This is a genomic window from Micromonospora sp. DT228, from assembly GCF_049841595.1.
Classification (GTDB): Bacteria; Actinomycetota; Actinomycetes; order Mycobacteriales; family Micromonosporaceae; genus Micromonospora.
Map to the genome: position 1 here is coordinate 498,422 of NZ_JBNCKO010000001.1, position 23,028 is coordinate 521,449.

General features: G+C 71.0%; 23 protein-coding genes and 1 pseudogene. 10 read left to right on the forward strand and 14 right to left on the reverse strand.

Features of this window, described 5'->3' with window-relative positions:
- Positions 1–43: 43 nt before the first annotated feature.
- On the reverse strand, positions 44–691 hold the full coding sequence (locus tag ACLQ29_RS02135; RefSeq protein WP_425769977.1) for a DUF4245 family protein: 648 nt from the start codon (positions 689–691) through the stop codon (positions 44–46).
- Between the two features lie 159 nt (positions 692–850).
- On the opposite strand from ACLQ29_RS02135, the gene glpX reads away from it, so the two are divergent.
- Both glpX and ACLQ29_RS02145 read left to right on the forward strand, forming a co-directional pair.
- Positions 851–1,882, forward strand: coding sequence for a class II fructose-bisphosphatase (gene glpX / locus ACLQ29_RS02140; RefSeq protein ID WP_393366419.1), 1,032 nt, complete (start codon positions 851–853; stop codon positions 1,880–1,882).
- Between the two features lie 29 nt (positions 1,883–1,911).
- The gene (locus ACLQ29_RS02145; RefSeq protein WP_425770154.1) at positions 1,912–2,856 is read left to right on the forward strand and encodes a DMT family transporter; all 945 of its coding nucleotides are present in this window, start codon (positions 1,912–1,914) and stop codon (positions 2,854–2,856) included.
- Between the two features lie 52 nt (positions 2,857–2,908).
- Here ACLQ29_RS02145 and ACLQ29_RS02150 read toward each other — a convergent pair whose 3' ends face one another.
- From ACLQ29_RS02150 to ACLQ29_RS02180, 7 genes are all read right to left on the reverse strand, one after another.
- The gene (locus ACLQ29_RS02150) at positions 2,909–4,579 is read right to left on the reverse strand and encodes a hypothetical protein (protein ID WP_425769978.1); all 1,671 of its coding nucleotides are present in this window, start codon (positions 4,577–4,579) and stop codon (positions 2,909–2,911) included.
- Between the two features lie 65 nt (positions 4,580–4,644).
- Positions 4,645–5,613, reverse strand: a complete 969-nt coding sequence (locus ACLQ29_RS02155) for an NAD(P)/FAD-dependent oxidoreductase (RefSeq protein WP_425769979.1) — start codon at positions 5,611–5,613, stop codon at positions 4,645–4,647.
- 104 nt (positions 5,614–5,717) lie between these two features.
- On the reverse strand, positions 5,718–6,371 hold the full coding sequence (locus ACLQ29_RS02160) for a rhomboid family intramembrane serine protease (protein WP_425769980.1): 654 nt from the start codon (positions 6,369–6,371) through the stop codon (positions 5,718–5,720).
- 108 nt (positions 6,372–6,479) lie between these two features.
- A complete protein-coding gene (locus tag ACLQ29_RS02165) occupies positions 6,480–7,157 on the reverse strand; it encodes a lytic transglycosylase domain-containing protein (RefSeq protein ID WP_425769981.1) in 678 nt (225 codons plus the stop codon).
- Between the two features lie 275 nt (positions 7,158–7,432).
- Positions 7,433–8,848, reverse strand: coding sequence for a PhoH family protein (locus ACLQ29_RS02170; RefSeq protein WP_425769982.1), 1,416 nt, complete (start codon positions 8,846–8,848; stop codon positions 7,433–7,435).
- A gap of 415 nt (positions 8,849–9,263) precedes the next feature.
- On the reverse strand, positions 9,264–9,599 hold the full coding sequence (locus tag ACLQ29_RS02175; RefSeq protein ID WP_425769983.1) for a hypothetical protein: 336 nt from the start codon (positions 9,597–9,599) through the stop codon (positions 9,264–9,266).
- 31 nt (positions 9,600–9,630) lie between these two features.
- Complete coding sequence (locus tag ACLQ29_RS02180) at positions 9,631–9,975, reverse strand: hypothetical protein (protein ID WP_354995764.1); 345 nt, start codon at positions 9,973–9,975, stop codon at positions 9,631–9,633.
- A gap of 264 nt (positions 9,976–10,239) precedes the next feature.
- Here ACLQ29_RS02180 and ACLQ29_RS02185 point away from each other — a divergent pair, with 264 nt between their 5' ends.
- The 3 genes from ACLQ29_RS02185 (at position 10,240) to otsB (ending at position 12,090) form a co-directional block, all read left to right on the forward strand.
- Positions 10,240–10,683, forward strand: a complete 444-nt coding sequence (locus ACLQ29_RS02185) for an XRE family transcriptional regulator (RefSeq protein WP_357241648.1) — start codon at positions 10,240–10,242, stop codon at positions 10,681–10,683.
- Between the two features lie 161 nt (positions 10,684–10,844).
- Positions 10,845–11,198, forward strand: a complete 354-nt coding sequence (locus ACLQ29_RS02190) for a hypothetical protein (RefSeq protein WP_357241645.1) — start codon at positions 10,845–10,847, stop codon at positions 11,196–11,198.
- 67 nt (positions 11,199–11,265) lie between these two features.
- Positions 11,266–12,090, forward strand: a complete 825-nt coding sequence (gene otsB / locus ACLQ29_RS02195; protein ID WP_425769984.1) for a trehalose-phosphatase — start codon at positions 11,266–11,268, stop codon at positions 12,088–12,090.
- A gap of 39 nt (positions 12,091–12,129) precedes the next feature.
- On the opposite strand, the gene ACLQ29_RS02200 is transcribed toward otsB, so the two are convergent.
- The 4 genes from ACLQ29_RS02200 to ACLQ29_RS02215 form a co-directional block, all read right to left on the reverse strand.
- A complete protein-coding gene (locus ACLQ29_RS02200) occupies positions 12,130–12,900 on the reverse strand; it encodes an isoprenyl transferase (RefSeq protein ID WP_393366402.1) in 771 nt (256 codons plus the stop codon).
- A 31-nt stretch (positions 12,901–12,931) separates the two neighbouring features.
- A complete protein-coding gene (locus tag ACLQ29_RS02205; protein WP_425769985.1) occupies positions 12,932–14,074 on the reverse strand; it encodes an NAD(P)/FAD-dependent oxidoreductase in 1,143 nt (380 codons plus the stop codon).
- Between the two features lie 485 nt (positions 14,075–14,559).
- Complete coding sequence (locus ACLQ29_RS02210; protein WP_425769986.1) at positions 14,560–15,417, reverse strand: hypothetical protein; 858 nt, start codon at positions 15,415–15,417, stop codon at positions 14,560–14,562.
- Positions 15,418–15,454: 37 nt separating this feature from the next.
- Positions 15,455–17,299 (reverse strand): phosphoenolpyruvate carboxykinase (GTP), encoded by a 1,845-nt coding sequence (locus ACLQ29_RS02215; protein ID WP_425769987.1) that lies wholly within the window; start codon positions 17,297–17,299, stop codon positions 15,455–15,457.
- A 136-nt stretch (positions 17,300–17,435) separates the two neighbouring features.
- Between ACLQ29_RS02215 and ACLQ29_RS02220 the strand changes: the two are divergent.
- From ACLQ29_RS02220 to ACLQ29_RS02235, 4 genes and pseudogenes are all read left to right on the forward strand, one after another.
- A pseudogene (locus ACLQ29_RS02220) lies at positions 17,436–17,522 on the forward strand (GtrA family protein); the annotation flags it as partial.
- A 216-nt stretch (positions 17,523–17,738) separates the two neighbouring features.
- Positions 17,739–18,275: a GtrA family protein gene (locus tag ACLQ29_RS02225; protein WP_425770155.1), complete on the forward strand. Its 537-nt coding sequence runs from the start codon at positions 17,739–17,741 to the stop codon at positions 18,273–18,275.
- Positions 18,276–18,338: 63 nt separating this feature from the next.
- Positions 18,339–19,037, forward strand: coding sequence for a GtrA family protein (locus ACLQ29_RS02230; RefSeq protein ID WP_425769988.1), 699 nt, complete (start codon positions 18,339–18,341; stop codon positions 19,035–19,037).
- Positions 19,034–19,672: a MaoC/PaaZ C-terminal domain-containing protein gene (locus tag ACLQ29_RS02235; RefSeq protein WP_425769990.1), complete on the forward strand. Its 639-nt coding sequence runs from the start codon at positions 19,034–19,036 to the stop codon at positions 19,670–19,672. Before ACLQ29_RS02230 ends, ACLQ29_RS02235 begins: the two co-directional genes overlap by 4 nt.
- Before the next feature lie 53 nt (positions 19,673–19,725).
- On the opposite strand, the gene ACLQ29_RS02240 is transcribed toward ACLQ29_RS02235, so the two are convergent.
- Positions 19,726–20,298: a PH domain-containing protein gene (locus ACLQ29_RS02240; RefSeq protein ID WP_425769991.1), complete on the reverse strand. Its 573-nt coding sequence runs from the start codon at positions 20,296–20,298 to the stop codon at positions 19,726–19,728.
- A gap of 173 nt (positions 20,299–20,471) precedes the next feature.
- Positions 20,472–21,347 carry a biotin--[acetyl-CoA-carboxylase] ligase gene (locus ACLQ29_RS02245; RefSeq protein WP_425769992.1) on the reverse strand — a complete coding sequence of 292 codons (876 nt, stop codon included), beginning with the start codon at positions 21,345–21,347 and terminating at the stop codon, positions 20,472–20,474.
- An 84-nt stretch (positions 21,348–21,431) separates the two neighbouring features.
- Between ACLQ29_RS02245 and ACLQ29_RS02250 the strand changes: the two genes are divergently transcribed.
- Positions 21,432–23,015, forward strand: coding sequence for an acyl-CoA carboxylase subunit beta (locus ACLQ29_RS02250; RefSeq protein ID WP_425769993.1), 1,584 nt, complete (start codon positions 21,432–21,434; stop codon positions 23,013–23,015).
- The last annotated feature ends 13 nt before the right edge of the window (positions 23,016–23,028 follow it).

Genomic DNA, 23,028 nt, shown 5'->3' on the forward strand with positions numbered 1-23,028 from the left:
TCTGTTCCCTGTTGTCGGGTCGGACAATCGCCCTTCTGTCCGTTCAGTGCAGCGAGCCGGCCAACTCGCGTAGTTCGTTGTCCCGGGCATCGCCGACGACGATCACCGTGCGGGTCGGTTCCAGCAGGACCAGCGCCTGCTGGTTGCCCCGGGCCGCGTAGAGCTGCCAGCTCCGCCCGGCCAGCTCGGTCGGGCCCTGGGGCTGGCCCTGGTCGGTCAGCTCGGCGGGGAGCAGCCGCTCGGCCGGCACGCTGCTCTGGAGGAGCTGGACGCCCCGCCCCTCCGGCGTGAGGTAGCCGATCCGCAGGTTCGCGCCGCCGTCGACTGTCTGGTAGCGGGCGCTGACCGTCGACCAGCCGGAGCCGAGCCCTTCCGGCTGGCTCACCGGAAACACGTTCGCCGACCGGGCCTGCTCGATGGCCGGGGCCGGATCGACGGTCGTGGCCTGGTCACCACCGAGAAAGCCCCGGTAGAACGCCAGCAGCAGCGCGATCGGGACGAGCAGCACCAGCAACGAGATCGCCATGTCCTTCGGCGACCGCTCGGACTTGGCGGGCTTCGCCCGCGGCGGTGGCATCGGGTCGTCGCCGGTGGGCTCACCACCGGCGGCGACTGGGACGTCAACCGGCGGCTGACCGTCGGGCGGCGTGCGGTCGGCGGGTACGCGGTCGGCTGGCTGTGCGGGTTCCACCCCGTTATCTTCGCAGCCGCCCGACCGGCGGTATCCAGGCCATCACCGCCCCGCGCCAACGCCCGGTCGGCCATCGTGTGAGGATCAGCGACAGAGCCGGCAGTGGGGACCGCCCCGCCGCCGGTCGTCCCCGCACCGTCGCGAGGAGGAGCAGCCGTCATGACCAACACCAGGACGCGGATCCCACAGGATCTCGACCGAAACCTCGCCCTCGACCTGGTCCGGGTCACCGAGGCCGCCGCGATGGCGGCCGGTCGGTGGGTGGGCCGGGGCGACAAGGAGGGCGGCGACGGCGCGGCCGTCGACGCCATGCGCAAGCTGATCAACTCGATCCAGATGCGTGGCGTGGTGGTGATCGGCGAGGGCGAGAAGGACAACGCCCCGATGCTCTTCAACGGCGAACACGTCGGCGACGGCACCGGCCCGGAGGTGGACGTCGCCGTCGACCCGGTCGACGGCACCACCCTGATGAGCAAGGGCATGCCGAACGCGGTCGCGGTCCTCGCCGTCTCCGAGCGGGGTGCGATGTTCGACCCCAGCGCCGTCTTCTACATGGAGAAGCTCGCCGTCGGGCCGGCGTACGCCGACGTGATCGACATCAACGCCGGTGTCGCCGAGAACGTGCGGCGGATCGCCAAGGTCAAGGGCACCGACGTCTCCGAGGTGACGGTCTGTGTGCTGGACCGGAGCCGCCACGAGGACCTGGTCGCACAGATTCGCCGGACCGGGGCGGGCATCCGGTTCATCTCCGACGGTGACATCGCGGGCTCCATCGCGGCCGCGCGGGGCGAGTCGGAGGTCGACGTGCTGATGGGCATCGGCGGCACCCCGGAGGGCATCATCTCCGCGTGCGCCCTGAAGTGCATGGGCGGTGCGATGCAGGCCAAGCTCTGGCCGCGCGACGAGCAGGAACGGGAGAAGGCGCTCGCCGCCGGGCACGACCTGGACCGGGTGCTCGGCACCGATGACCTGGTCACCGGCGACAACTGCTTCTTCGTGGCGACCGGGGTCACCTCCGGAGATCTGCTGCGCGGGGTGCGGTACCGGGCCGGCGGCGCGTACACGCAGTCGATCGTGATGCGGTCGAAGAGCGGCACCATCCGGGTGATCGACTCGTACCACCGGCTGGAGAAGCTGGCGCTCTACTCCGCTGTCGACTTCGACGGTCGTCCGCTGGCCGAGCAGGAGTGACAGCCGCCAACACGGAGACACCGCAGGTCCTGTCGGCCGCCCGCCGCATCAGCGGCGTCGCGCTGGCGTCCGTCGCCGGGCTCGCGGTGGCGGTGCAGTCGCGCATCAACGGCGAGTTGGGGGTGCGCCTCGACGACGGCTTCGCCGCCGCGGTCGTCTCGTTCGGCCTCGGCCTGCTGGTGCTCCTGGTGCTGGTGCCCGCCACCGCGACCGGGCGGCGTGGGCTGGTCGGGGTGCGGCGCGCGCTCGCGACGGGCACGCTGCGGCCGTGGCAGTGCCTCGGTGGCATGTGCGGGGCGTTCCTGGTGGCCTGCCAGGGCCTCACCATCGGCACGTTGGGCGTGGCGGTCTTCACCGTGGCCGTGGTCGCCGGCCAGTCCGGCAGCAGCCTCGCCGTGGACCGGGCCGGCATCGGCCCGACCGGCCGGCAGCCGGTGACCCGGCAACGGCTGGCCGGCGCGGTGCTCACCGTGCTCGCGGTCGGCCTGGCGGTCGGCGACCGGCTCGGTAGTCCGGGCACGCTGGCGCTGGCCCTGCTGCCGCTGGTCGCCGGGGTGGGCACGGCCTGGCAGCAGGCGGTAAACGGGCGGGTCCGGGCGGCGGCCGACAGCGCGTTGACCGCGACACTCGTCAATTTCGCCGTCGGCACCGCCACCCTGCTCGTCGCGTTCGCCATCGACGTCGCGGTACGCGGTTGGCCGACCGGCCACCTGCCGAGCGAGCCGTGGCTCTACGTGGGCGGCCCGATCGGCATCGTGTTCATCGCGATCGCCGCCGCGATCGTGCGGTTCACCGGGGTGCTGCTGCTGGGCCTGGCCACCATCGCCGGCCAGATCGTGGGGGCGGTCCTGCTGGACCTGGTGCTGCCCACGGCGGCCTCGCACCCCGGTGTGAACACCCTGCTCGGGGCAGCGCTGACAATGGTGGCGGTGCTGATCGCCGCGTTGGCGCCACCGGCCCGCCCGCTGACCTAGCGGCCCGCCGCTGGCCAACCGCACGCAGCAGGGTCAGCCGCACGTCGGAGGTTCACCGCGGCGGCGATTGCGACGGGTACGGCGGATCAGGCACCGTCGGTGGGCGAGCCGGGTATGGCGCAGGCGGATAGGGCCCGTACGGCGGATAGGGCAGGCGCGGTGGGTACCGGCGCTCGAACCCACGGGCCGGGTCCACCAGCCGCGCGATCCGGGTGGCCAGCAACACGCCCGGCACCGTGGCCAGCAGGGCAAGCGCCACCGCGAACCGGGTCCGCGACGGGGTGCCGTACAGCCAACCGACGAGCGGCAGCCCAGCCAGGAGCACGGTGAGCAGGAACCCGGCGAGCACCCGGCCGATCCAGCGCCGCAGAGCGCCCTGGTAGGAAGCTCGAACGATCATGGCCACCGCCGTGAGGACGCCCACCGCCAGCACGAACGGCACGGCCATGAACGCCAGGGTGTCGTCGTCGCGCCCCCAGGCCGCGGTCAACACGATCCCCGCGACCAGCATCGACGCACTGCTGACGACCCCCCACCAGCGCGGACCTCCACCACGGCGGATCGCGAGATGACCGGCGAGCGCAGTGACCGCGCAGCCGAGAGTCAGCGCCAGCGCGACGGCGAGCAACAGGTCCAACTGGCGGTCGCCGGGTCCGCCACCGCCCAGTCGGGGCGGTTCGTTCCACGACGTGCCGAGCTGCCCCTCCTCGAAGAGGAACCCGTCGCGCTGCCACCCACCGTCGGGCAGACGGCGCAGAAAACCGTCCCGCCCGTTGGCGACCAGCACCTCGTGACCACCCCCGGCATGGGGATAGACGACGAGATCGCGGGAGGCGAAGTGGCGCGGGACATCGCCCGGGTTCGGCGACCGGCGGGCCAACTCCTCCCGCTGCCCGTCGGGCACCTCCCAGGCCACCCGCCAGGTCGCACCGGCGTCGTCACTCTCCTCGACCCGTAGGTGCCCGGTGACGATCCGGTAGCAACGCCGGGGCTCATTCGAAGCGCACGCCTGCTGCTGCCCGAGCTCCTGGCGGGACAGTTGCCGCTGCTCATCCTCCGTGGCCAGCCGCCAGGTGGTCGAGCCATCCTCGCTGACCGCCCACTGCCCGTCCAACGGATCGGCCGGCCAGTCCGACGTGCTGTAGCCGGTGCCGACCGAGATCGCCGGGTGACCGTCGACGACAGCGGTGGCCACTGCGTACGGATAGTAGATCGGGCTGGTCGCGGCCACCGCCAGCACCGCCGGCGGCAGCACCACGAACAGTCGGACCAGTCGGGCGGTCCGTTGGCGCACCGGTCGGCGGCGCGACCGGGTCCAACTCCACCAGGCCAGGCCGAGCGCCGGCAGGGTCAGCAGGTCGGTCCGGTCGGCCCGGACCAGCGAGGGCCCGGCCAGCACGGTCCAGGCCGACGAGGCCAGCTCGGCGGCGTACCCGCTGGATTTGACGAGCGCGAAGCCGGCGCCCACCGCGACCAGACCGGCCAGCGCGGCGGCCCGGGCCGGCAACCGCGGCACCAGGAGGGTCAGCAGCACCGCGACCAGCGGTGGGGCGAGCACCAGGCCGGCCACGTCGCTCAGCTTCCCGGTCACCGGGCCGGGGAAGGCCGCCTTCAGCACGTGGTCGTTGACCAGCAACAGGACCAGGGCGATCACGGTGGCGGGATGGCAGAGCCAGGACAGCGTGGTGGGTGCGCCATCCTGCGGTGTCTCGGAACCCGTCATCCCCTCAGGGTCGGGTCGACCCGTCTCGATCCGGACTCAGGTCGGTCTGGGTCCGATATCGACGATCAGCCGCCCTCGGAGGAGTGCCCCGGGAAGAGGTGCGCGCTCGGGTCGATGGCCACGGCCGCGTTGTTGACAGCCGTCGCCGCCTCGCCGAAGCCGGTGGCGATCAGCCGCACCTTGCCCGGGTATTCGGTGATGTCGCCCGCCGCGAAGACCCTGGGCAGGTTTGTGGCCATCGCGCTGTCCACCAGGATGTGCCGGCGGTCCAGACGCAGCCCCCACTCGGCGAGCGGGCCCAGGTCGGCGGTGAAGCCCAGCGCGGCGACCACGGTGTCCACCGGCAGCGTCTCGGTGGCACCACCGCGTACGGTCACCTCGGCGGCGGTCACCGCGCCGTCCCCGATCAGCCGGCTGACCTCGGCGTTGACCACCACCCGCACCGGCAGGGAAAGCACTCGGGCGACCGTCGAGGCGTGCGCCCGGAACTTCTCCCGACGGTGCACCAGGGTCACCGAACGGGCAAGTGGTTGCAGCGTCAACGCCCAGTCGAAGGCGGAGTCGCCACCACCGACGATCAACACGTCCCGGTCGGCCAGCGCGGTCGGCTCGGTGACGAAGTAGACGATCCCGGTGCCGGGAGCGCCGTCGGCGCACGGCAGCGGACGCGGGCTGAAGCTGCCGAGCCCACCGGTGACCACGACCGCGCCACACGCGAGCTGCTCGCCGTTGGCCAGGCCGAGCACCGGACGGTCGTCGGCGTACGAGAGTTTCTCGGCACGGGTGCCGAGCAGGTAGTGCGGATCGAACGGGGCGGCCTGTGCGACCAGGTTGGCCACCAGGTCCCGGCCCTTGACGGCGGGAAAGCCGGCGACGTCGAGGATCAACTTTTCCGGGTACATGGCGGTGACCTGACCGCCGGGCTCGGGCAGGGCGTCGATCACCGCCACGGACAGACCCCGGAACCCGGCGTAGTACGCGGCGAAGAGACCGGCCGGACCGGCCCCGATCACGGCGACATCGACCTCGCGCATGGCGTACCGTCGCTTTCCGCTTACGATCAACGCTTGCTGATCTCGACCGTAGGCGGGTGGCGGCGGTCCGGCAAGCACGTCTCAGGGGCGCGCCGGGGAATTGGTCAGGGCATGCTCAGCGTGGACCCCGAGTAGTCCGGCCCGTCCACGGCCGGGCGCCGGCGGCGGAACAGGATCGCCGCCACCACCCCGCCGAGCAGGCCGAACAGGTGGCCCTGCCAGGAGATCCGCTCGTCGGTGGGGAGGATGCCGACGAGTTGCCAGCCGTAGAGCAGGCCGACCAACAGGAAGACCGCGAAGTTCCACCAACTGCGTTCGACGATGCCCCGGGTGAGCAGGATGCCCAGGTAGCCGAAGATGACGCCGCTCGCGCCGACCACCACCGAGTTGGGCGAGCCGGTGAACCAGACGCCGAGCCCGCTGACCAGGATGATGACCAGGGTCGACCAGAGGAAGCGGCGGGCACCGGCCGCCAGGACGAACGTGCCCAGCAGGATCAGCGGGATGCTGTTGCTGTAGAGGTGGTCGAAGCCGTGGTGCAGGAACGGGGAGAAGAAGACCCCGTCCAACCCTTCGATGCGCTGCGGGATGATGCCGGCGTTGGCGTCCAGGCCGAACGCGAGCCCCTGGTCGACGGCCTCGATGAGGAACAGGAACGGGACCACCGCGCACATGGCGACGAACGCCCGGCCGAGCGCGGCGTAGAACGCCTCGGTGCCGAACCGGAAGGGGTCGCCGCTTGACGGGTGCAGGGTCACCTGACAACTGCTATCAGCAAAAGCGGCCGACCGCCACTCACGTCCCGTCCGGAGTACGCGCGAAGGCGGGGCGAGTGGAGATCCACCCGGCCCCGCCTTCGAAAGTCGTCAGTAGTGGTTGTTGTTCTGGAAGAACGTCCAGGCGCCGCAGGGCGTCTTGTACCTGCCCTTGATGTAGCCCAGCCCCCACGTGATCTGGGTGGCCGGGTTGGTCCGCCAGTCGGCGGCGACCGTACCCATCTTGCTGCCGGGCAGGGCCTGCGGAATGCCGTACGCGCCGGACGAGTTGTTGGCGGCCTTGTGGTTCCAGCCGCTCTCCTTGGTCCAGAGCTTCTCCAGGCAGGGGAACTCGGAGATGCCGAAGCCCGAGCTGATCATCAGGGCGCAGCCGGTCTTGCGGTTGCCGCTGAACTCCTCGCAGGACGCCGGGATCGGCCCGTCGTACGGCTTGGCGGGCGCGTTCGCGGCCTCGCGCTCGCGCTTGCGGGACGCCGCGGCGGCCTCGGCCCGGCGGGCGCGTTCGGCGGCCTCCTTCGCGGCCTGCGCCGCCCGCAGCTTGGCCTGGTATTCGGCGGCCCGCTGCTTGGAGAACTGCACCTGGTGGGCGGACTGCCGCTCACGCTGGTACGCGAGGTCGGCCTGGTCGACCTCGCGGCTGACCTGCTCGGTCAGCCCCTGTTGCTGGGTTTCCCGGTCTTCGCCCAGGTAGAAGCCGCCGGCAACGCCCACGGAGAGCAGCGCCACAGCAGCCGTACGGGCACCCAACCGGCTCCACAGCCGACTCACGAAGTGGTCCCTTCGTCGGGGGCATGGACGCGGCGCGGCGCGGGCCAGAAATGGACCGTCAACCGTGCCACGAGCGCCCCGACCGTTTGCCGGTCGCGCCGACGCACCGACCGCCGCCGATATCGCCCGTCTCGCGACGTTCGATAGCCAACGATGCCCATGGCGCGTGGACGCTCGTGGGACACGATTGCGCACAGTGAGGCTGATGGGAAACCAACCACGCTGTTTGTGATCTGTGCCACATAAAATATGCGGACAAAAGCCCGCAAAAATCATCAGATCGGGATGTCCTCCAGGAGATCCGTGACCATCGCGGCGATCGGCGACCGCTCCGACCGGCTGAGGGTGACGTGGGCGAAGAGCGGGTGACCCTTGAGCGCCTCGATGACCGCGGTCACGCCGTCGTGCCGGCCGACCCGCAGGTTGTCCCGCTGGGCCACATCGTGCGTGAGCACCACCCGGGAGCCCTGCCCGATGCGGGACAGCACCGTCAACAGCACCCCACGCTCCAGCGACTGGGCCTCGTCCACGATCACGTACGCGTCGTGCAGGCTGCGCCCCCGGATGTGGGTGAGCGGCAACACCTCCAGGATGCCCCGCGAGGTGACCTCCTCCAGCACGTTCTCGTGCACCACCGCGCCGAGCGTGTCGAAGACCGCCTGGGCCCACGGCGACATCTTCTCCGACTCCGACCCGGGCAGGTAGCCCAACTCCTGGCCGCCGACGGCGTACAGCGGGCGGAACACGATCACCTTCTTGTGCCGGCGGCGCTCCATTACCGCCTCCAGCCCGGCGCAGAGCGCCAACGCCGACTTGCCGGTGCCGGCCCGGCCGCCCAGCGAGACGATCCCGATCGATTCGTCGAGCAGCAGGTCGAGCGCGATGCGCTGCTCGGCGGAGCGGCCGTGCAGGCCGAACGCCTCACGGTCGCCCCGCACCAGCCGGACCGACTTGTCCGGCAGCACCCGGCCGAGCGCGGAGCCCCGCCCCGAGTGCAACACCAGGCCGGTGTGGCAGGGCAGACCGGCCGCCTCGTCGAGGTCGAGCGTCTCGCCGGCGTACAGCGACCCGATCTGCTCGTCGGTCAGGTCCAGCTCGGACATGCCCGTCCAGGTCGGGTCACTGGCCTGGCCGTGGCGGTACTCGTCGGCGCGCAGGCCCACCGAGGCCGCCTTCACCCGCAGCGGCATGTCCTTGCTGACCAGGGTGACCTCCCGCCCCTCGGCGGCGAGGTTGAGCGCGACGGACAGGATCCGGGCGTCGTTGCTCTCGGTCCGGAAGCCGGGCGGCAGCACGCCGTCGTCGGTGTGGTTGAGCTCCACCCGCAGGGTGCCACCGACGTCGTTGGCGGGCACCGGTCGGTCGAGTCGGCCATGCCGGACCCGTAGGTCGTCCAACATCCGCAGCGACTGCCGGGCGAACCAGCCCAGCTCCGGATGGTGCCGCTTGCCTTCCAGTTCGGTGATGACCACCAGAGGCAGCACCACCTCGTGCTCCGCGAACCGGTGGAACGCCGCCGGGTCGGAGAGCAGCACGGACGTGTCCAGGACAAAGGCCTGGCCGGCTGGTCGTGGCTCCTTCGGGTCGGCCGGCGCGGCGGCCGCCGTACGGCGGCTCCTGGTGGCACGGCGGGTCGTGGCAGTCGCGGCCGGGGTCTGGTCGGCACCGGCGGTGGTACGGCGAGTCGTCACAGGCCTGCTCCGACGGATGGGCACCCGCCACCCGTGTTCCGCCTCCTCCGGTGCCCGGGGACACGGGGTCGGATGCGGAACCCCATGCGCGAGGTCGCAGATCCGGGCGGACCGGCTGGCCCGGGAGAACCCCGTGCCATAGCTAGACGCTAGCCCCGCCGGACCCTCCCGGCTAGGGGGCGGACGTGGATCTACCTAGACGGGCGTGTGAACACGGCTTCGCGGGGCCCCGCACCACCGGGAAGGCCGGCGGCGGGCGCGGCGGAACCGGCCGGGATGCATGCCCCCTGCGCGCACCCCGGCCGGGTTGGGGCCACCGTCACCGGTCTGACGTGACCCCGACGGTGCGTGTCCGCCGCGGACGACGCACCGCGTCGATGGTGCCGGTCGGCGGGCCCACGCCCGCCGACCGACCTCAACCGGTACGCCGAACGAGCGTGCCGGTCGGGTGCCGCCCGGCGATCGGGGCGGCCGGCGCGCTGAACGACGAGCCGGTGTACGTGGTGCCGGGGCGGGCGACGGTGCTGGTCGAGCGGACGACCCCCGCCGGGGACACCGACAGGGCGGAGGCGATCGCGGCCTGGGCGTCGCGGCGACGCCGGTTCCAGGCGCCCCGGTCACCGTCGAAGTAGCCCTGTCGGTAGCCGAAGCGGTAGCCGATGCGGTAGCTGAGCTGCCCGTGCAACCGGCCGGCCGCGTAGCTCGTCGCGCCGAGCACCAGGACGAGGAATACCGCGAGGAACGGGCTCATCGGGCGGCCCCGGCCCGGCTCGGACGCCCGGTCATCGCTCCTCCGGCTCGATCGTGGTGGGATCGGCGACGAGCAGCCGGTCCAGGTCGTCGGTGCTGACCTCCTCGACCAGCTCGACGCTGATCCGGCAGCCGTCCAGCACGATCTCGGCCACCGAGGAACGGCGGATCTCGCCGCCGGCGTCGTAGACCCGGACGCTCAGCTCCGGGCAACCGAGATGGGTACGCCAGGCGTTCCACTCGGCGCGGTCGCCGACGCTCAGCGACAGGTAGCGACAGCCTCGGGCGAGGTAGAGGCGCCAGGGGGCGGTCAGCCCCGCGGCCACCCCCTCGGCGATCAGCCCGAAGGCCTGGGCGCGGGTGGCGAGCTCGGTCACCACACCCCCTCCGAACCGGGGGCGTGACGCATGTGAGCACCAATCGTCTCATGCACGTGACACACCGTAGATTGTCCCATGGGCGTGACAGTATCAGCTTTTCGTCCGCTTACGCTCGCCACTACGGGCATCTATTCTGCCCGCGTGACACCCCTCAACAGTGGCACTGACTCGTTTACCGGAAATCCGAAGATCCCGTCACGTAGGCGTGACAGTGGCGAGCCGGGGCGCGCGCTCGCCAGCGGCTGGCCGTACGGTCACGGGGTGACCGAGACGGCCAATGCGCGGAAGATCGCCTTCGCCACCTTCGTCCGCCGCGCCCTGGACGAGGCACGAGCGACCCGAGCCTGGAGCGGCACCGAGGTGTCCCGGCGCACCGGGGTCTCCCGGCAGACCATCAACAGGTGGGTCCGGGGCGACTGGGCCAGCGACCCGGAGGCCGAACGGGTGGTCGCCTTCTGCGAGGGCCTGGGGCTGAATCCGGCGGCCGCCTTCGCCGCGCTCGGCTGGGACCGCACCGCGGCTGGCCCCCGCGGCGGCCAGCCCGCCCCTCCGATGGACCCGGACGTGGAGGCCCTGCTCCGCCGCCTGGTCGATCCGAACGTCTCGGACGCGGAGAAGTTCCACATCCGGGAAACCATCAGATATCTCGCATACCGCCCAACGTTGCCGGTCGATGTCCGAAATAGAGGCAATCAAGCAGGGTAGTTCCTCAGATGGCGAAAGAACGCCTGGTCAGGTTTATTCGTTTGCCTCCGGGGCCGGAACGGGCACGCTAGCGTCCCTACTCGTACTGCTTGGGCTCGTCATCGGCGGGGGGACGGGACAAGGCCGAACCCAGCCCTGCGGGACAAAGGAGGGGTCTGTCCATGACCCTGAAGTGGTTGGCAGTCGTGGTCGCGACGGTGTCGATGACACTGTGGGCGACCGGCAACGCGGTGACCCTCGCGGTCGACGGCGGGCAGCTTCCGCTGCTCGTCAACCTCTTCGTGCTGATCACCGCCGGCACCGCGGTCATCCTGGCCGTCGTCGCCGAACTGCACGAGCGCATGAACGACCGGATCAGCGCGCTCACCGAATTCCTGGTGGCACGACTCAACGAGATCGAGAACCACACCGGCGATCGCAACACCGGGTTTGTGGAGGGCTACCTCCTGAGCCACGGCCAGGACGCGGCGGTGGTGCCGTTCGGCCGGCGTGGACGGGGAGCCGCCGAACGCTGATCGCCCACCCCGCAACGGGTCCGCTCGGCCAGGAATGAGCCTTCATCGCCGGGGTACGCTGACGCGCGTGCCGCCGTTGAATGTGGGCAACCACCAGCCGAGAACCCCGTTGAACGCCGACCAGGCCTGGCGGACCACCGCCAGCCGGGCGGCCGGGACCGTGCTCTTCTTCGACTTCGACGGCACGCTCGCGCCCGTCGACGACGATCCGACCGCGGTACGCCCGGCGCCCAAGGCGTTGGCCGCGATCGAGGCCCTGGCCCCGGTCGTGCAGCGGGTCGCGATCGTCTCCGCCCGGCCCGTCGAGTTCCTTCGGGATCAGCTCGGCGGGCTCACCGGCGTGGACCTCTACGGCCTCTACGGGCTGGAGCACAGCCACTCCGGCGGGGAGACCGTCACCGAGCCGGCCGCGCTGCCCTGGGTGCCGACAATGGTGGAGCTGGCCGACCTCGCTCGGGCCGAGCTGCCACCCGGCACGCTAGTGGAATACAAGCGGCTCTCCGTCGCCCTGCACTGGCGTACCGCCCCGCAGCTCGGCTCGACCGTGCAGCAGTGGGGGCAGGCGCAGGCCGACCGACTGGGGCTGCGCGTGCAGGCCGGGCGGATGGTGCTGGAGCTCAAACCGCCTGTCGACCGGGACAAGGGCATGGTGATCGGCGAGGCGATCAAGGGCGCCACCGGGGCCTGGTATTTCGGTGACGACGTCTCGGACATCAAGGCCTTCGCCGCGCTACGCGCCCGCGCCGCCGCCGACCCGGACTTCCTCGGCATCTGCGTGGCCGTGGCCAACCCGGAGACCGGCCACGAGGTGGCCAACGCCGCCGACCTGACGATCGAGTCACCGGCCGCCCTGGGCGACTTCCTCACCCAGGCGCTGACCCACCTGCCCTGACCCGGCCGCGCGGCGACAGAGGCGTCGCCCGCCGCCGGCTCAGGCGCCGTAGCGGCGTTGTCTCGTCGCGTACGAGCGCAGGGCGCGCAGGAAGTCGATGTGCCGGAAATCCGGCCAGTTGAGTTCGCAGAAGTAGAACTCCGAGTGCGCGGACTGCCAGAGCATGAAGCCGGACAGCCGCTGCTCCCCGCTGGTGCGGATGACCAGGTCGGGGTCGGGCTGGCCACGGGTGTAGAGGTGCTCGGCGATGTGCTCGACGTCCAGCACCTCGGCCAACTCCTCGATCGTGCCGCCGGAGGCGGCGTGCTCCAACAGCAGCGAGCGGACCGCGTCGGTGATCTCCCGGCGACCGCCGTAGCCCACCGCGATGTTGACCTCCGCGCCGCCGGTGCGCTCGCGGGTGCGTTCCTCGGCGCCCTTGAGCGCCGCCGCGGTCTGCGCCGGGAGCAGGTCGAGCGCGCCGACGATGCGCAACCGCCAGGGGTTGCCCTCCTCCGACAGCTCCACCACCAGATCCTCAATGATCTTGAGGAGGGGGTCCAGCTCACTTGCCGGTCGGCGCAGGTTGTCCGTGGCCAGCAGGTAGAGGGTCACGTGCCCGATGCCGGCCTGGTCACACCAGCCGAGGACATGCTTGATCTTCGCCGCGCCGACCCGGTGCCCGTCGTTCGGGTCGACGAAGCCCATCTCCCTCGCCCAGCGCCGGTTGCCGTCGCACATCACCCCGACGTGCCGGGGCACCGGCTTACCCGCGAGCTTCGCCGTGAGCCGGCGCTCGTACACGGAGTAGATAAGGTCCCGCAGCGTCATCACCTAGCAGCGTAGCGACCCTTCGGTCAGATCACCGCCTCGGAGCCCCATCCCGGCCCGGCAGACCGATGCCGATCATCGCCAGCGTACGGGCCGTGAGCCGTCCGTCACCCAGTCCCAGCTCGACCACGTCGTAGAACACCCGGTCGTCCCGCCGGGCCGCCCGAACCGCCGCGTCCACCACCCGGCGGCGGCGCGCCAACCAGGCCGCGACCGAGCTGTGCCGCAGGTGGGTACCGAGGCGCCGGCGCAACCCGTGCGCGTAGCGACCGGCTGCCGCTTCGGGGGACCGGGCCGCCGCCGTGCCGGCGAGCGCACCGGAGAGCAGCGCGTAGAAGATTCCCTCCCCGGTGAACGGATTGATCAGTGACAGCGCGTCCCCGGCCAGCAACGTGCGGCCACGGCCCGGTGTCGGCCGGTGGGTGGACAGCGGCAGGTGATGGGCGCGCAACGCGGTCACCGTGTCCAGGTCGGTGCCGGGCAGCAGCGCGGCCAGCCGGTCCAGCAGGTAGGCCCGGCTCAACGGCTCACCGCGCAGCACCTCCCCGTACCCGACGTTCGCCCGACCGTCGCCGATCGGAAACGACCAGGCGTACGCCGGCCAGCGCGCCTTCGAGGTGACGATGAGCTGCTCGGACGGGCCGGGCAGGGCCGGCGCGTACCCCCGGATGGCAAGCGCCAGGTGCCGGTCGGGATTCTGCGGGTGCCCGAGCGCCCGACGCACCACCGAAGCGGCGCCGTCGGCGCCCACCACCACCCGGCCGGACACCTCCCCGTCGAGCACCACCCGGTCGGCGCGCGGCTCGACCCGGCGCACGGTGTGCCGGCGCAACTGCGCGCCGGCCGCCACGGCCGCCGCCACCAGCCGCGCGTCGAAGACCTCCCGGGGCACCGTGTACGCGGGTCGGGGCAGCGCCCGTGCCACGGCGCCACCACCCGGCGCGATCATGCGCAGGGCGGGCAGCGGCGCGTAGCCCGCCACCGCCTCGGTCACCCCCAGCTCGGCGAGCACGTCCACCGAGTGCGCGGCGATCCCGTCACCACACGCCTTGTCCCGGGGAAAGTCGGCCCGGTCCAGCAGCAGCACGCTCGCGCCCGCCCGGCGTGCCGTCAACGCCGCGGCCGCCCCGGCCGGCCCCGCTCCCACCACCACCACGTCGAACTCGTCGCTCACCGCGCGCCTCCCTCCGACCAGCGCGGCGCGGCCGTGCCGTTCCCGCACCGCCCGACGATCCACCTGCGCCGCCCACGCCGACCGTTGTGACCGACGCCACCCGCCATCCTGCCCCCTGCCCCCTCGTGCGTGCCGCACCCGCGCAGCGCTGATTTCCTGCCGTCAGAACGGCGATCGCCTGCCGTGGCAGGCACCAGCAGTCCAGGCGTGACGAATCGAAGGCCGCCCCTGCCGGGAGACGTCAGCGCTGCGGAGGCCGCCCACCTGTCCAACCGCCTGTAGACCTGCCCCACATCTGGGGCAGCAGGCAGGGCCCTCGGCGGCGGCGTGGATACGGACGCGGGCGGAGTCGAGGCTGTGCCCGCGTGCCGGCGCGTCTGATTCCTGAGCCGGCGCGCCCCACATCTGGGGCAGCTCTACAGCGGCTGTGACTACCTGGCCAGAGACGGAGGCTGCGAGCCGCCCGGACGCGGGTGGTGCTGCCGTCAGCCGGGGTCGACGTCGTCGGCGCGGGACGCGCGGCGCAGGCCGTAGAGGGTGAGCCCGGCCGCGGCGAGCAGGGGGGCGCCGTCGCGGACCAGACCGTCCACGCCCAGCAGCCACCAGCACAGCGGCAGATCCACGGCGAGCACGACCAGGGTGACGCCGACCAGCAGGCCGCGTGCCCAGTCCTTGCCGCGCATCAGGAACGCGGTGCAGAACAACACCGCGTAGCTGGCCGTGATCCCGGCGCCGAACCAGAACAGCACGGCGGGTAGCGCGGTCAGCCGGCCATCCAGGATGGAGCCGCCGGCCACCAGGGCCGGCACCAGCATCAGTGGGCTGTAGGTGAACGCCGCCACCCGGCTGGTCAACAGCCAGGCGTTCGCCTCCGGCCGCCGCGGCGGGGTTTCCCGCCAGGAGAAACCAGCACGGTCGAGGACCAGCCGGGGTCGGTGCCGGACCAGGTGCCCGGCCAGCGCCGACGAGCGGTACAGCAGCCAGACCACCGCGGCACAGAGCGCGGTGAGCACGGCGAAGCCGAGCAGGCCGGGCAGCGGTGGCACCCCCTGCCGGGGCACGATCAACCGGCCGACCGCGAAGACCGTGGTGACCGCGAGGATCAGCCCGAACGGGCGGGCCACCGTCCGGCCCCGGCGAACGTGCCCGATCAGCAGCAGGAAGCCGAGCGAGCGCAGCATCGCCCAGCCGGTCCGCACGGCCAACCCGAAGCCCTGCTCCGGGGCGTACCACCAATTGAGCAGCTCGACCACGACGGTGGCCGCCGCCGTCGTAGCGAGCAGGATGGTGAGCACCCGGACGGCGGACGGCCGCCGGACCTGGGTCTCGGCGGCCGTCCTCATGGGATCAGATGATGCCCACGCGGGGCGATCTTCACACCTAGCGCTGCGGCTGGACGGCGTCCAGGCGGGCGCGCAACGCGTCCAACTCGGCCCAGAGCACGCCGGGCAGCTTGTCACCGAACTTCTCGAACCACTCGGTGATCATCGGCAGCTCGCCGCGCCACTCGTCCGGGTCGACCTTGAGCGCGATCCGGACGTCCTCCGGGGTCATGTCCAGGCCCTCGACGTCCAGCGACTCGGGCGTCGGCACCATGCCCACCGGGGTCTCGACCGCGTCGGCCGTGCCCTCGATCCGCTCGACGACCCACTTGAGCACCCGGGAGTTCTCCCCGAAGCCGGGCCAGAGGAACGAGCCGTCCGGGTCCTTGCGGAACCAGTTGACGTAGTAGATCTTCGGCAGCTTCGCCTCGTCGCCGTCGGTGCCCTTGCCCATCTCGATCCAGTGCCGGAAGTAGTCGCCCGCGTGGTAGCCGATGAACGGCAGCATCGCCATCGGGTCCCGGCGGACCACGCCGACCGCGCCGGACGCGGCGGCCGTCGTCTCCGACGAGAGCGTGGCACCCATGTAGACGCCGTGCACCCAGTCGCGGGCCTCGGTCACCAACGGGATGGTGTCCTTACGACGGCCACCGAAGAGGATCGCGTCGATCGGCACGCCGTTGGGGTCGAAGTACTCGTCGGCGAGAATCGGGCACTGGGTGATCGGGGTGCAGAACCGGCTGTTCGCATGCGAGGAGAGGCCCTCGCTCTCCGGCGTCCAGTCGTTGCCCTTCCAGTCGATCAGGTGCGCGGGCGGCTCACCCATGCCCTCCCACCAGACGTCGCCGTCATCGGTGAGGCCGACGTTCGTGAACACGGAGTTGCCCCGGTCCAGGGTGCGCATGGCGTTGGCGTTCGTCTTCCAGTCGGTGCCGGGCGCGACACCGAACAGGCCATACTCCGGGTTGACCGCGTAGAGGCGGCCGTCCGGGCCGAACCGCATCCAGGCGATGTCGTCGCCGATGGTCTCGACCTTCCAACCGGGGATGGTCGGCTCCACCATTGCCAGGTTGGTCTTGCCGCAGGCCGAGGGGAACGCGCCGGCGATGTGGTGGACCTTGCCCTCCGGCGAGGTGATCTTGAGGATCAGCATGTGCTCGGCGAGCCAGCCCTCGTCGCGACCCATGACGCTGGCGATCCGCAGCGAGTAGCACTTCTTGCCGAGCAGCGAGTTGCCGCCGTAACCGGAGCCGTACGACCAGATCTCCCGGGTCTCCGGGAAGTGCGAGATGTACTTGGTCTCGTTGCACGGCCAGGCGACGTCCTGCTGGCCAGGAGCGAGCGGGGCGCCGATCGAGTGCAACGCGTGCACGAAGTCCGCGTCGTCGCCCATCGCCTCGAGGACGCGGGTGCCCATCCGCGTCATGATGCGCATCGAGGCGACCACGTAGGGGCTGTCCGTGATCTCGACACCAAACATCGGGGACTCGGCCTCGACCGGACCCATGACGAACGGGATGACGTACATGGTCCGGCCCCGCATCGAGCCGCGGTACAACTCGGTCATGGTCCGCTTCATCTCCGGCGGCGCCATCCAGTTGTTGGTGGGGCCCGCGTCCGCCTCGTCGACGGAGCAGATGTAGGTGCGTTCCTCGACCCGGGCGACGTCCGTCGGGTCGGTACGCGCGTAGAAGGAGTTGGGCTTCTTCTCCGGGTTGAGCCGGATCAGCGTGCCGGCTTCGACCAGCTCGTCGGTGAGGCGGCGCCACTCCTCGTCGGACCCGTCCACCCAGACGACCCGGTCGGGGGTGGTCAGTTCCGCGACCTCACGGACCCAGGCGAGCAGTTTCGGATGGGACGTCGGGGCCTGATCAATACCCCGCACAACAGCCGGAGCAACCATGACACATCTCCTTGTGGTCGACGCTGACCGATCTATGGGATGCACGAGACTCGGCGGCGCGATGCGTCGCCTTCGTGGAAACCTGGGATTGGCCTCAGCGTAAACCGGGCAGCCTTCCGAGTCAGTGGGACAGGTTGTGAAGAACTGCACAAGCTACGGCCACGCTGCGGCATCACGATCTGATACCCGCTTTCCCGCGCAGTTTCACGCAAATCTTGTTGTGCGCCCCGACGGACGCTTGTCGCGGTCGGGCCGTGGACCTACCCCGCCGACCGGTGCGTGGATTCCCGTTCCGAGGCGCGTCAGTCCTCCCAGTTGGTTACGCTGCGTACGACGGCTTCGCACACGGTGATCAGTAGCGCCGGGCGACCACGCCCGCTTGCCGTAGCTACCCCGCTGACTGGTCCAGAGCCGGTAGGCTCCCTTCGTGGCCGCCACGATGACCGGGGAACAACCGGGTCCCCGGCAGACCCGACGGGGTCTCGTCGGCATACTCCTCGACCGCTTCGGTCACCTGATCCGCGAGATGGGCAAGTTCGCCACGGTGGGCGGCTTCGCGTTCCTCGTCGACTTCACGCTCTTCAACTACCTGTTGAGTCAGCACGACGTCGAACAGGTGACGGCGAAGACGATCTCGACAGTGATCGCGGCCTCCGTCGCCTTCGTGGGCAACCGGTTCTGGACCTGGCGGCACCGCCAGCGCACCAACGCGGCCCGCGAGTACGCGCTGTTCTTCTTCTTCAACGCGGTCGGTCTCGGGATCACGGTCGCCTGCCTCGCGCTCAGCCACTACGGGCTGGGAGCCATCTGGCCGGCGGTGTTCCAGACCCAGCTGGCAGACAACCTCGCCAGCTACATCGTCGGCACGGGCTTCGCCACGCTGTTTCGATTCTGGTCGTACCGGCGGTTCGTCTTCGTCGAAGCGGGAACCCCGACCCTTCCGCAGGTGGATCCCGACCGTGACCACGGGGCGTGACCTGCCGCCCACCTCGTTCGGCCGGTGATCGCCGGCCGCACCGACTGCCCTAAGGTGTTTCGCATGCGTCTTGTCCGCCTGCTGCCTGAGCGCTGGCAGAAGTTCATCCACGAGGCGCTCAAGTTCGGCATCGTCGGTGGCATCAACACCGTCATCAATTACGCGGTGTTCAACGCCCTTGCACTGACCGTTTTCGTCAATGGTCAGTTGAAGGCGACGGTGATTGCGACTGTCGTCGCCACGATCACGTCGTACTTCATGAATCGGCACTGGACGTACCGGGATCGCCCGAAATCGGCGATGCGCCGGGAGTACGTCCTGTTTTTCCTGTTCAACGGGGCTGGTCTGATCATCGAGTTGGGCGCCGTGGCGGCGGCCAAGTACGGCCTCGGCGTCCACGGCCTGCTGGCACTGAACGTGGCCAAGACCGCGGGCGTCCTGCTGGCCACGCTGTTCCGGTTCTGGTCGTACCGGACCTTCGTCTTCCAGCCCGTCACCGATGACGACGCGGCGAAGACCGAGCCCACCTGGCACGACATCCCGCGCGACGAGTGGGACACCATGGCGGAGATGGACCCGGTCGCCGAGCTGGCCGAATCCGTCTCGGAACTGGAGGAGGCGGAGGCCGCGCGACGCGCCGACCCACCGCCCGGCGCGCCGCCCCAGGGCCGCCCCCGGTTGAGCGTCAGCCCCGACGCGGACCTGGACGCGGAACTCGCCGCGGAGTTGCAGGTCAGCACTCGCCGCGCTCCCCGCCGGTGACGACACCGGACGCTCGCTCCGGCACCGGGCAACCCGCCGAGCTGTTCTTCGAGGATCTTGTCCCGGGGCTCACCGTCGACCTCGGTGTGGTCACCGTGGATGGCGACGAGATGGTCGCCTTCGCCCGCCGTTTCGACCCGCAGTGGTACCACGTCGATGCCGACCTGGCCGGTGCCAGCCGGCACGGCGGACTGATCGCCAGCGGCTTCTACACGGTCAGCCTGTTCATGCGCGCGTACGTCGACCACCTGCTGTCCCGGGCGGCCGCGGACGCGTCCCCCGGCCTGGAAGAGCTGCGCTGGCTCGCCCCCGTGCGCGCTGGCGACCGGCTCGCCGTCCGGGTCGACGTGATGGGCGCCCGACCGTCGACCGCCCGCCCGGGGCTCGGCACCGTCAGCCTCACCGGCACCATGCTGCGTCTCGGCCCGGACGACCGGCCCGAGCAGGAGGTGCTCCGGACCCGCTTCCGTGGCTGGTTCGCCGTCCGACCGACCGAGGCCGACCCAGCCGAGACCGACCCAGCCGAGACCGACCCAGCCGAGGCCGACCCAAGTGGGGCCGACCCAAGTGGGGCCGACCCGACCGAGGCCGGCCCAGGCGGGGTAGAAGCGACCGAGGCCGAACCGACCGACTGACCCCGCCTCGACGGACTGCGGCCGAGGCGGGCCTCGACCGCAGTCGACCCGGATCAGGTCGTGGTGTCCCGCAGCGGCTTGCCGTCCTGCATGTCGGCGAGCATGTCGCGCATCTCGCCATCGCCCAGCGAGTGCTTGTCGTGCTGTGCCTCGACCAGCTCGTACAGGGTGGTCTGCACCTTTCCGACGTCCGGCACGTCGGCGAGCACCGACTGACCGCGTTCACCTGCCGACTCGATGGTGAGCGTGCCGCAACCGAGCAGGCGCTCGACGAACCGCTGGTTCATCGAGTGGTCGTTGACCCGGGCGAGCGGGAGGTCCCGCCGATCGCGGGAGAAGACACCCTGCTGTAGCAGGACTCGCTCGTTTGTGAACAGGTAGTGCGTGGTGCGCCAGACCAGGAACGGCCACAGCCCGAGCCAGAGCACCCCGACCAGGGCGATCACTCCGATCACGGCCAGCGCGACCGAACCGCCACCACCCTCGGGCAGCAGGAGCACACCGACCACCACCGCGGCGATGGCCAGCACCAGCACCACGATCGGCCGGATCAGCGCCTTCCAGTGCGGGTGCAGATGGAGCACGACATGCTCGTCCGCGGTGAGCACGTCTTCAGGAAACGCCACGACAACCTCCATCGCCATTTTCTGGACGCGCCGACGGTAAACCCCACAAGCCCCACGCCGACATCCGCCACGCGGCCCCCACCCGTTCGCCGCGATCTTGCGCTTTCGGTCGTCGTCGCGCGGCGCGCACCCGATCTGGCCCGACCGACACCGCTCGATCGCGGGGACGGCGGTCAGCGGAGGTGCAGGACGTCCCCGGCGGCCAGGGTGCGCGCTCCGGTCGCTGTGGTGACCATCAGTTGGCCGTCCGGGTCGACGCCAGTGGCGGTGCCGGTGAGAGTCTCGCCGTCGGGGAGCAGGACGCGTACCTCACGGCCGATCGTCGCGCACGCCGCCAGGTAGGCGTCGCGCAGGCCGCTGACCACCGCGTCGCCACCCGCCGAGCGCCACCTGTCGTACCAGTCGGCGACCGCCCGCAGCAGCGCCCGCAACAGCGGGTCCCGGTCGGTCGCCGTCGCGCCGGCCAACTGCAACGAGGTGGCCGGCAGCCCGGTCGGATTCACCGGCAACTCGTCGGCGCGCAGCGTCACGTTGAGCCCGATGCCCAGCACGATGGCCGGCGGTTGGTCCGGCGCCCGTCCGGGCACCGCCTCGGCCAACACACCCGCGCACTTCGCGCCGTCGATCAGCAGGTCGTTGGGCCACTTCAGGGTGGCGTCCAGCTCGGCCAGCCGGGCCACCGCCTCGACCAGCGCCACGCCGGCCAGCAACGGCAGCCACCCGTACCCGGTGGGTGGCACGGGCCGCCAGTCGCGGTCCGGCACGGCCACACCGGGCCGCAGCAGCACGCTTGTCGCGATGCCGGCCCGGGGCGGCGACTGCCAGACCCGGCCGCGCCGGCCACGCCCGGCGGTCTGCCGCTCGGCCACCACGACCAGACCTTCGGGTTCGCCGGCCCGGGCCGCCTCGGCCACGTCGGCGTTCGTGGAGCCGGTCTCGGCGCGCAGCTCCAGTCGGGCCCACGGCCCGTTCGGCGCGACCAGCGCGCGGCGCAACCGGGCCGCCGACAGCGGCGGGCGGTCCAGATCGGTGTACGGGGAGCCCGACATTCCGCCAGCCTACGGCGGTGGTGGCGTCGACACTGAGGGGTACTGCACAGCGGCACCGACCTGAACCATCGTTATATTCCCTGGGTGACTACCGAGACCGGGACCAACATCCACAGCACCGCGGGCAAGTTGGCGGACCTGGAGCGCCGGGTCGACGAGGCGGTGCACGCCGGGTCGGCCCGCGCGGTCGAGAAGCAGCACGCGCGTGGCAAGAAGACCGCCCGTGAGCGGATCGACATGCTGCTCGACGAGGGTTCCTTCGTCGAACTCGACGAGCTGGCCCGGCACCGGTCCACGGCCTTCGGGCTGGAGCGCAACCGCCCGTACGGCGACGGTGTGGTCACCGGCTACGGCACTGTCGACGGCCGGCAGGTGTGCGTGTTCGCGCAGGACTTCACGGTCTTCGGTGGTTCGCTCGGCGAGGTCTTCGGCGAGAAGATCGTCAAGGTGATGGATCTGGCCATGAAGATCGGCTGCCCGGTGGTCGGCATCAACGACTCCGGCGGCGCCCGCATCCAGGAGGGGGTGGTCTCGCTCGGCCTCTACGGCGAGATCTTCTTCCGCAACGTGCGGGCCTCCGGCGTCATCCCGCAGATCTCCCTGGTCGTGGGGCCCTGTGCGGGCGGCGCGGTCTACTCCCCGGCGGTCACCGACTTCACTGTGATGGTCGACCAGACCTCGCACATGTTCATCACCGGACCGGACGTGATCAAGACGGTGACCGGCGAGGACGTCGGCATGGAGGAGCTGGGCGGGGCACGCACGCACAACACCCGCAGCGGCAACGCGCACTACCTCGCCAGCGACGAGGACGACGCGGTCGACTACGTCAAGGCGCTGCTGTCGTACCTGCCGTCGAACAACCTCGACGAGCCGGTGGTCTTCGACGCACCGGCTTCGTTGGAGATCAATGACGAGGACCGGCAGTTGGACACGCTGATCCCGGACTCGGCCAACCAGCCGTACGACATGCACACGGTGCTCGAGCACGTCCTCGACGACGGGGAGTTCCTGGAGGTCCAGCCGCTCTACGCGCAGAACATCGTGGTCGGCTACGGCCGGGTGGAGGGCCGCCCGGTGGGCGTCGTCGCCAACCAGCCGATGCACTTCGCCGGCACCCTGGACATCGCCGCCTCGGAGAAGGCCGCCCGGTTCGTACGCACCTGCGACGCGTTCAACATCCCGGTGCTGACCTTCGTGGACGTGCCCGGCTTCCTGCCCGGCACCGGCCAGGAGTGGGACGGCATCATCCGCCGGGGCGCCAAGCTCATCTACGCGTACGCCGAGGCGACAGTCCCCAAGGTCACGGTGATCACCCGCAAGGCGTACGGCGGGGCGTACGACGTGATGGGTTCCAAGCACCTGGGCGCGGACCTGAACTTCGCCTGGCCGACAGCCCAGATCGCGGTCATGGGCGCACAGGGCGCGGTCAACATCCTCTACCGCTCCGAGCTGGCCGGCGCGGAGGACCCGGCGGCGGTCCGCGCCGAGAAGATCGCCGAGTACGAGGACACGCTGGCCAACCCGTACGTGGCCGCCGAGCGCGGCTACATCGACTCGGTGATCGCCCCGCACGAGACGCGCACCCAGATCGTCCGGGCGCTGCGCGTGCTGCGTACCAAGCGGGAGACCCTGCCGCCCAAGAAGCACGGAAACATCCCGCTCTGAGGCCGCTCCGCGG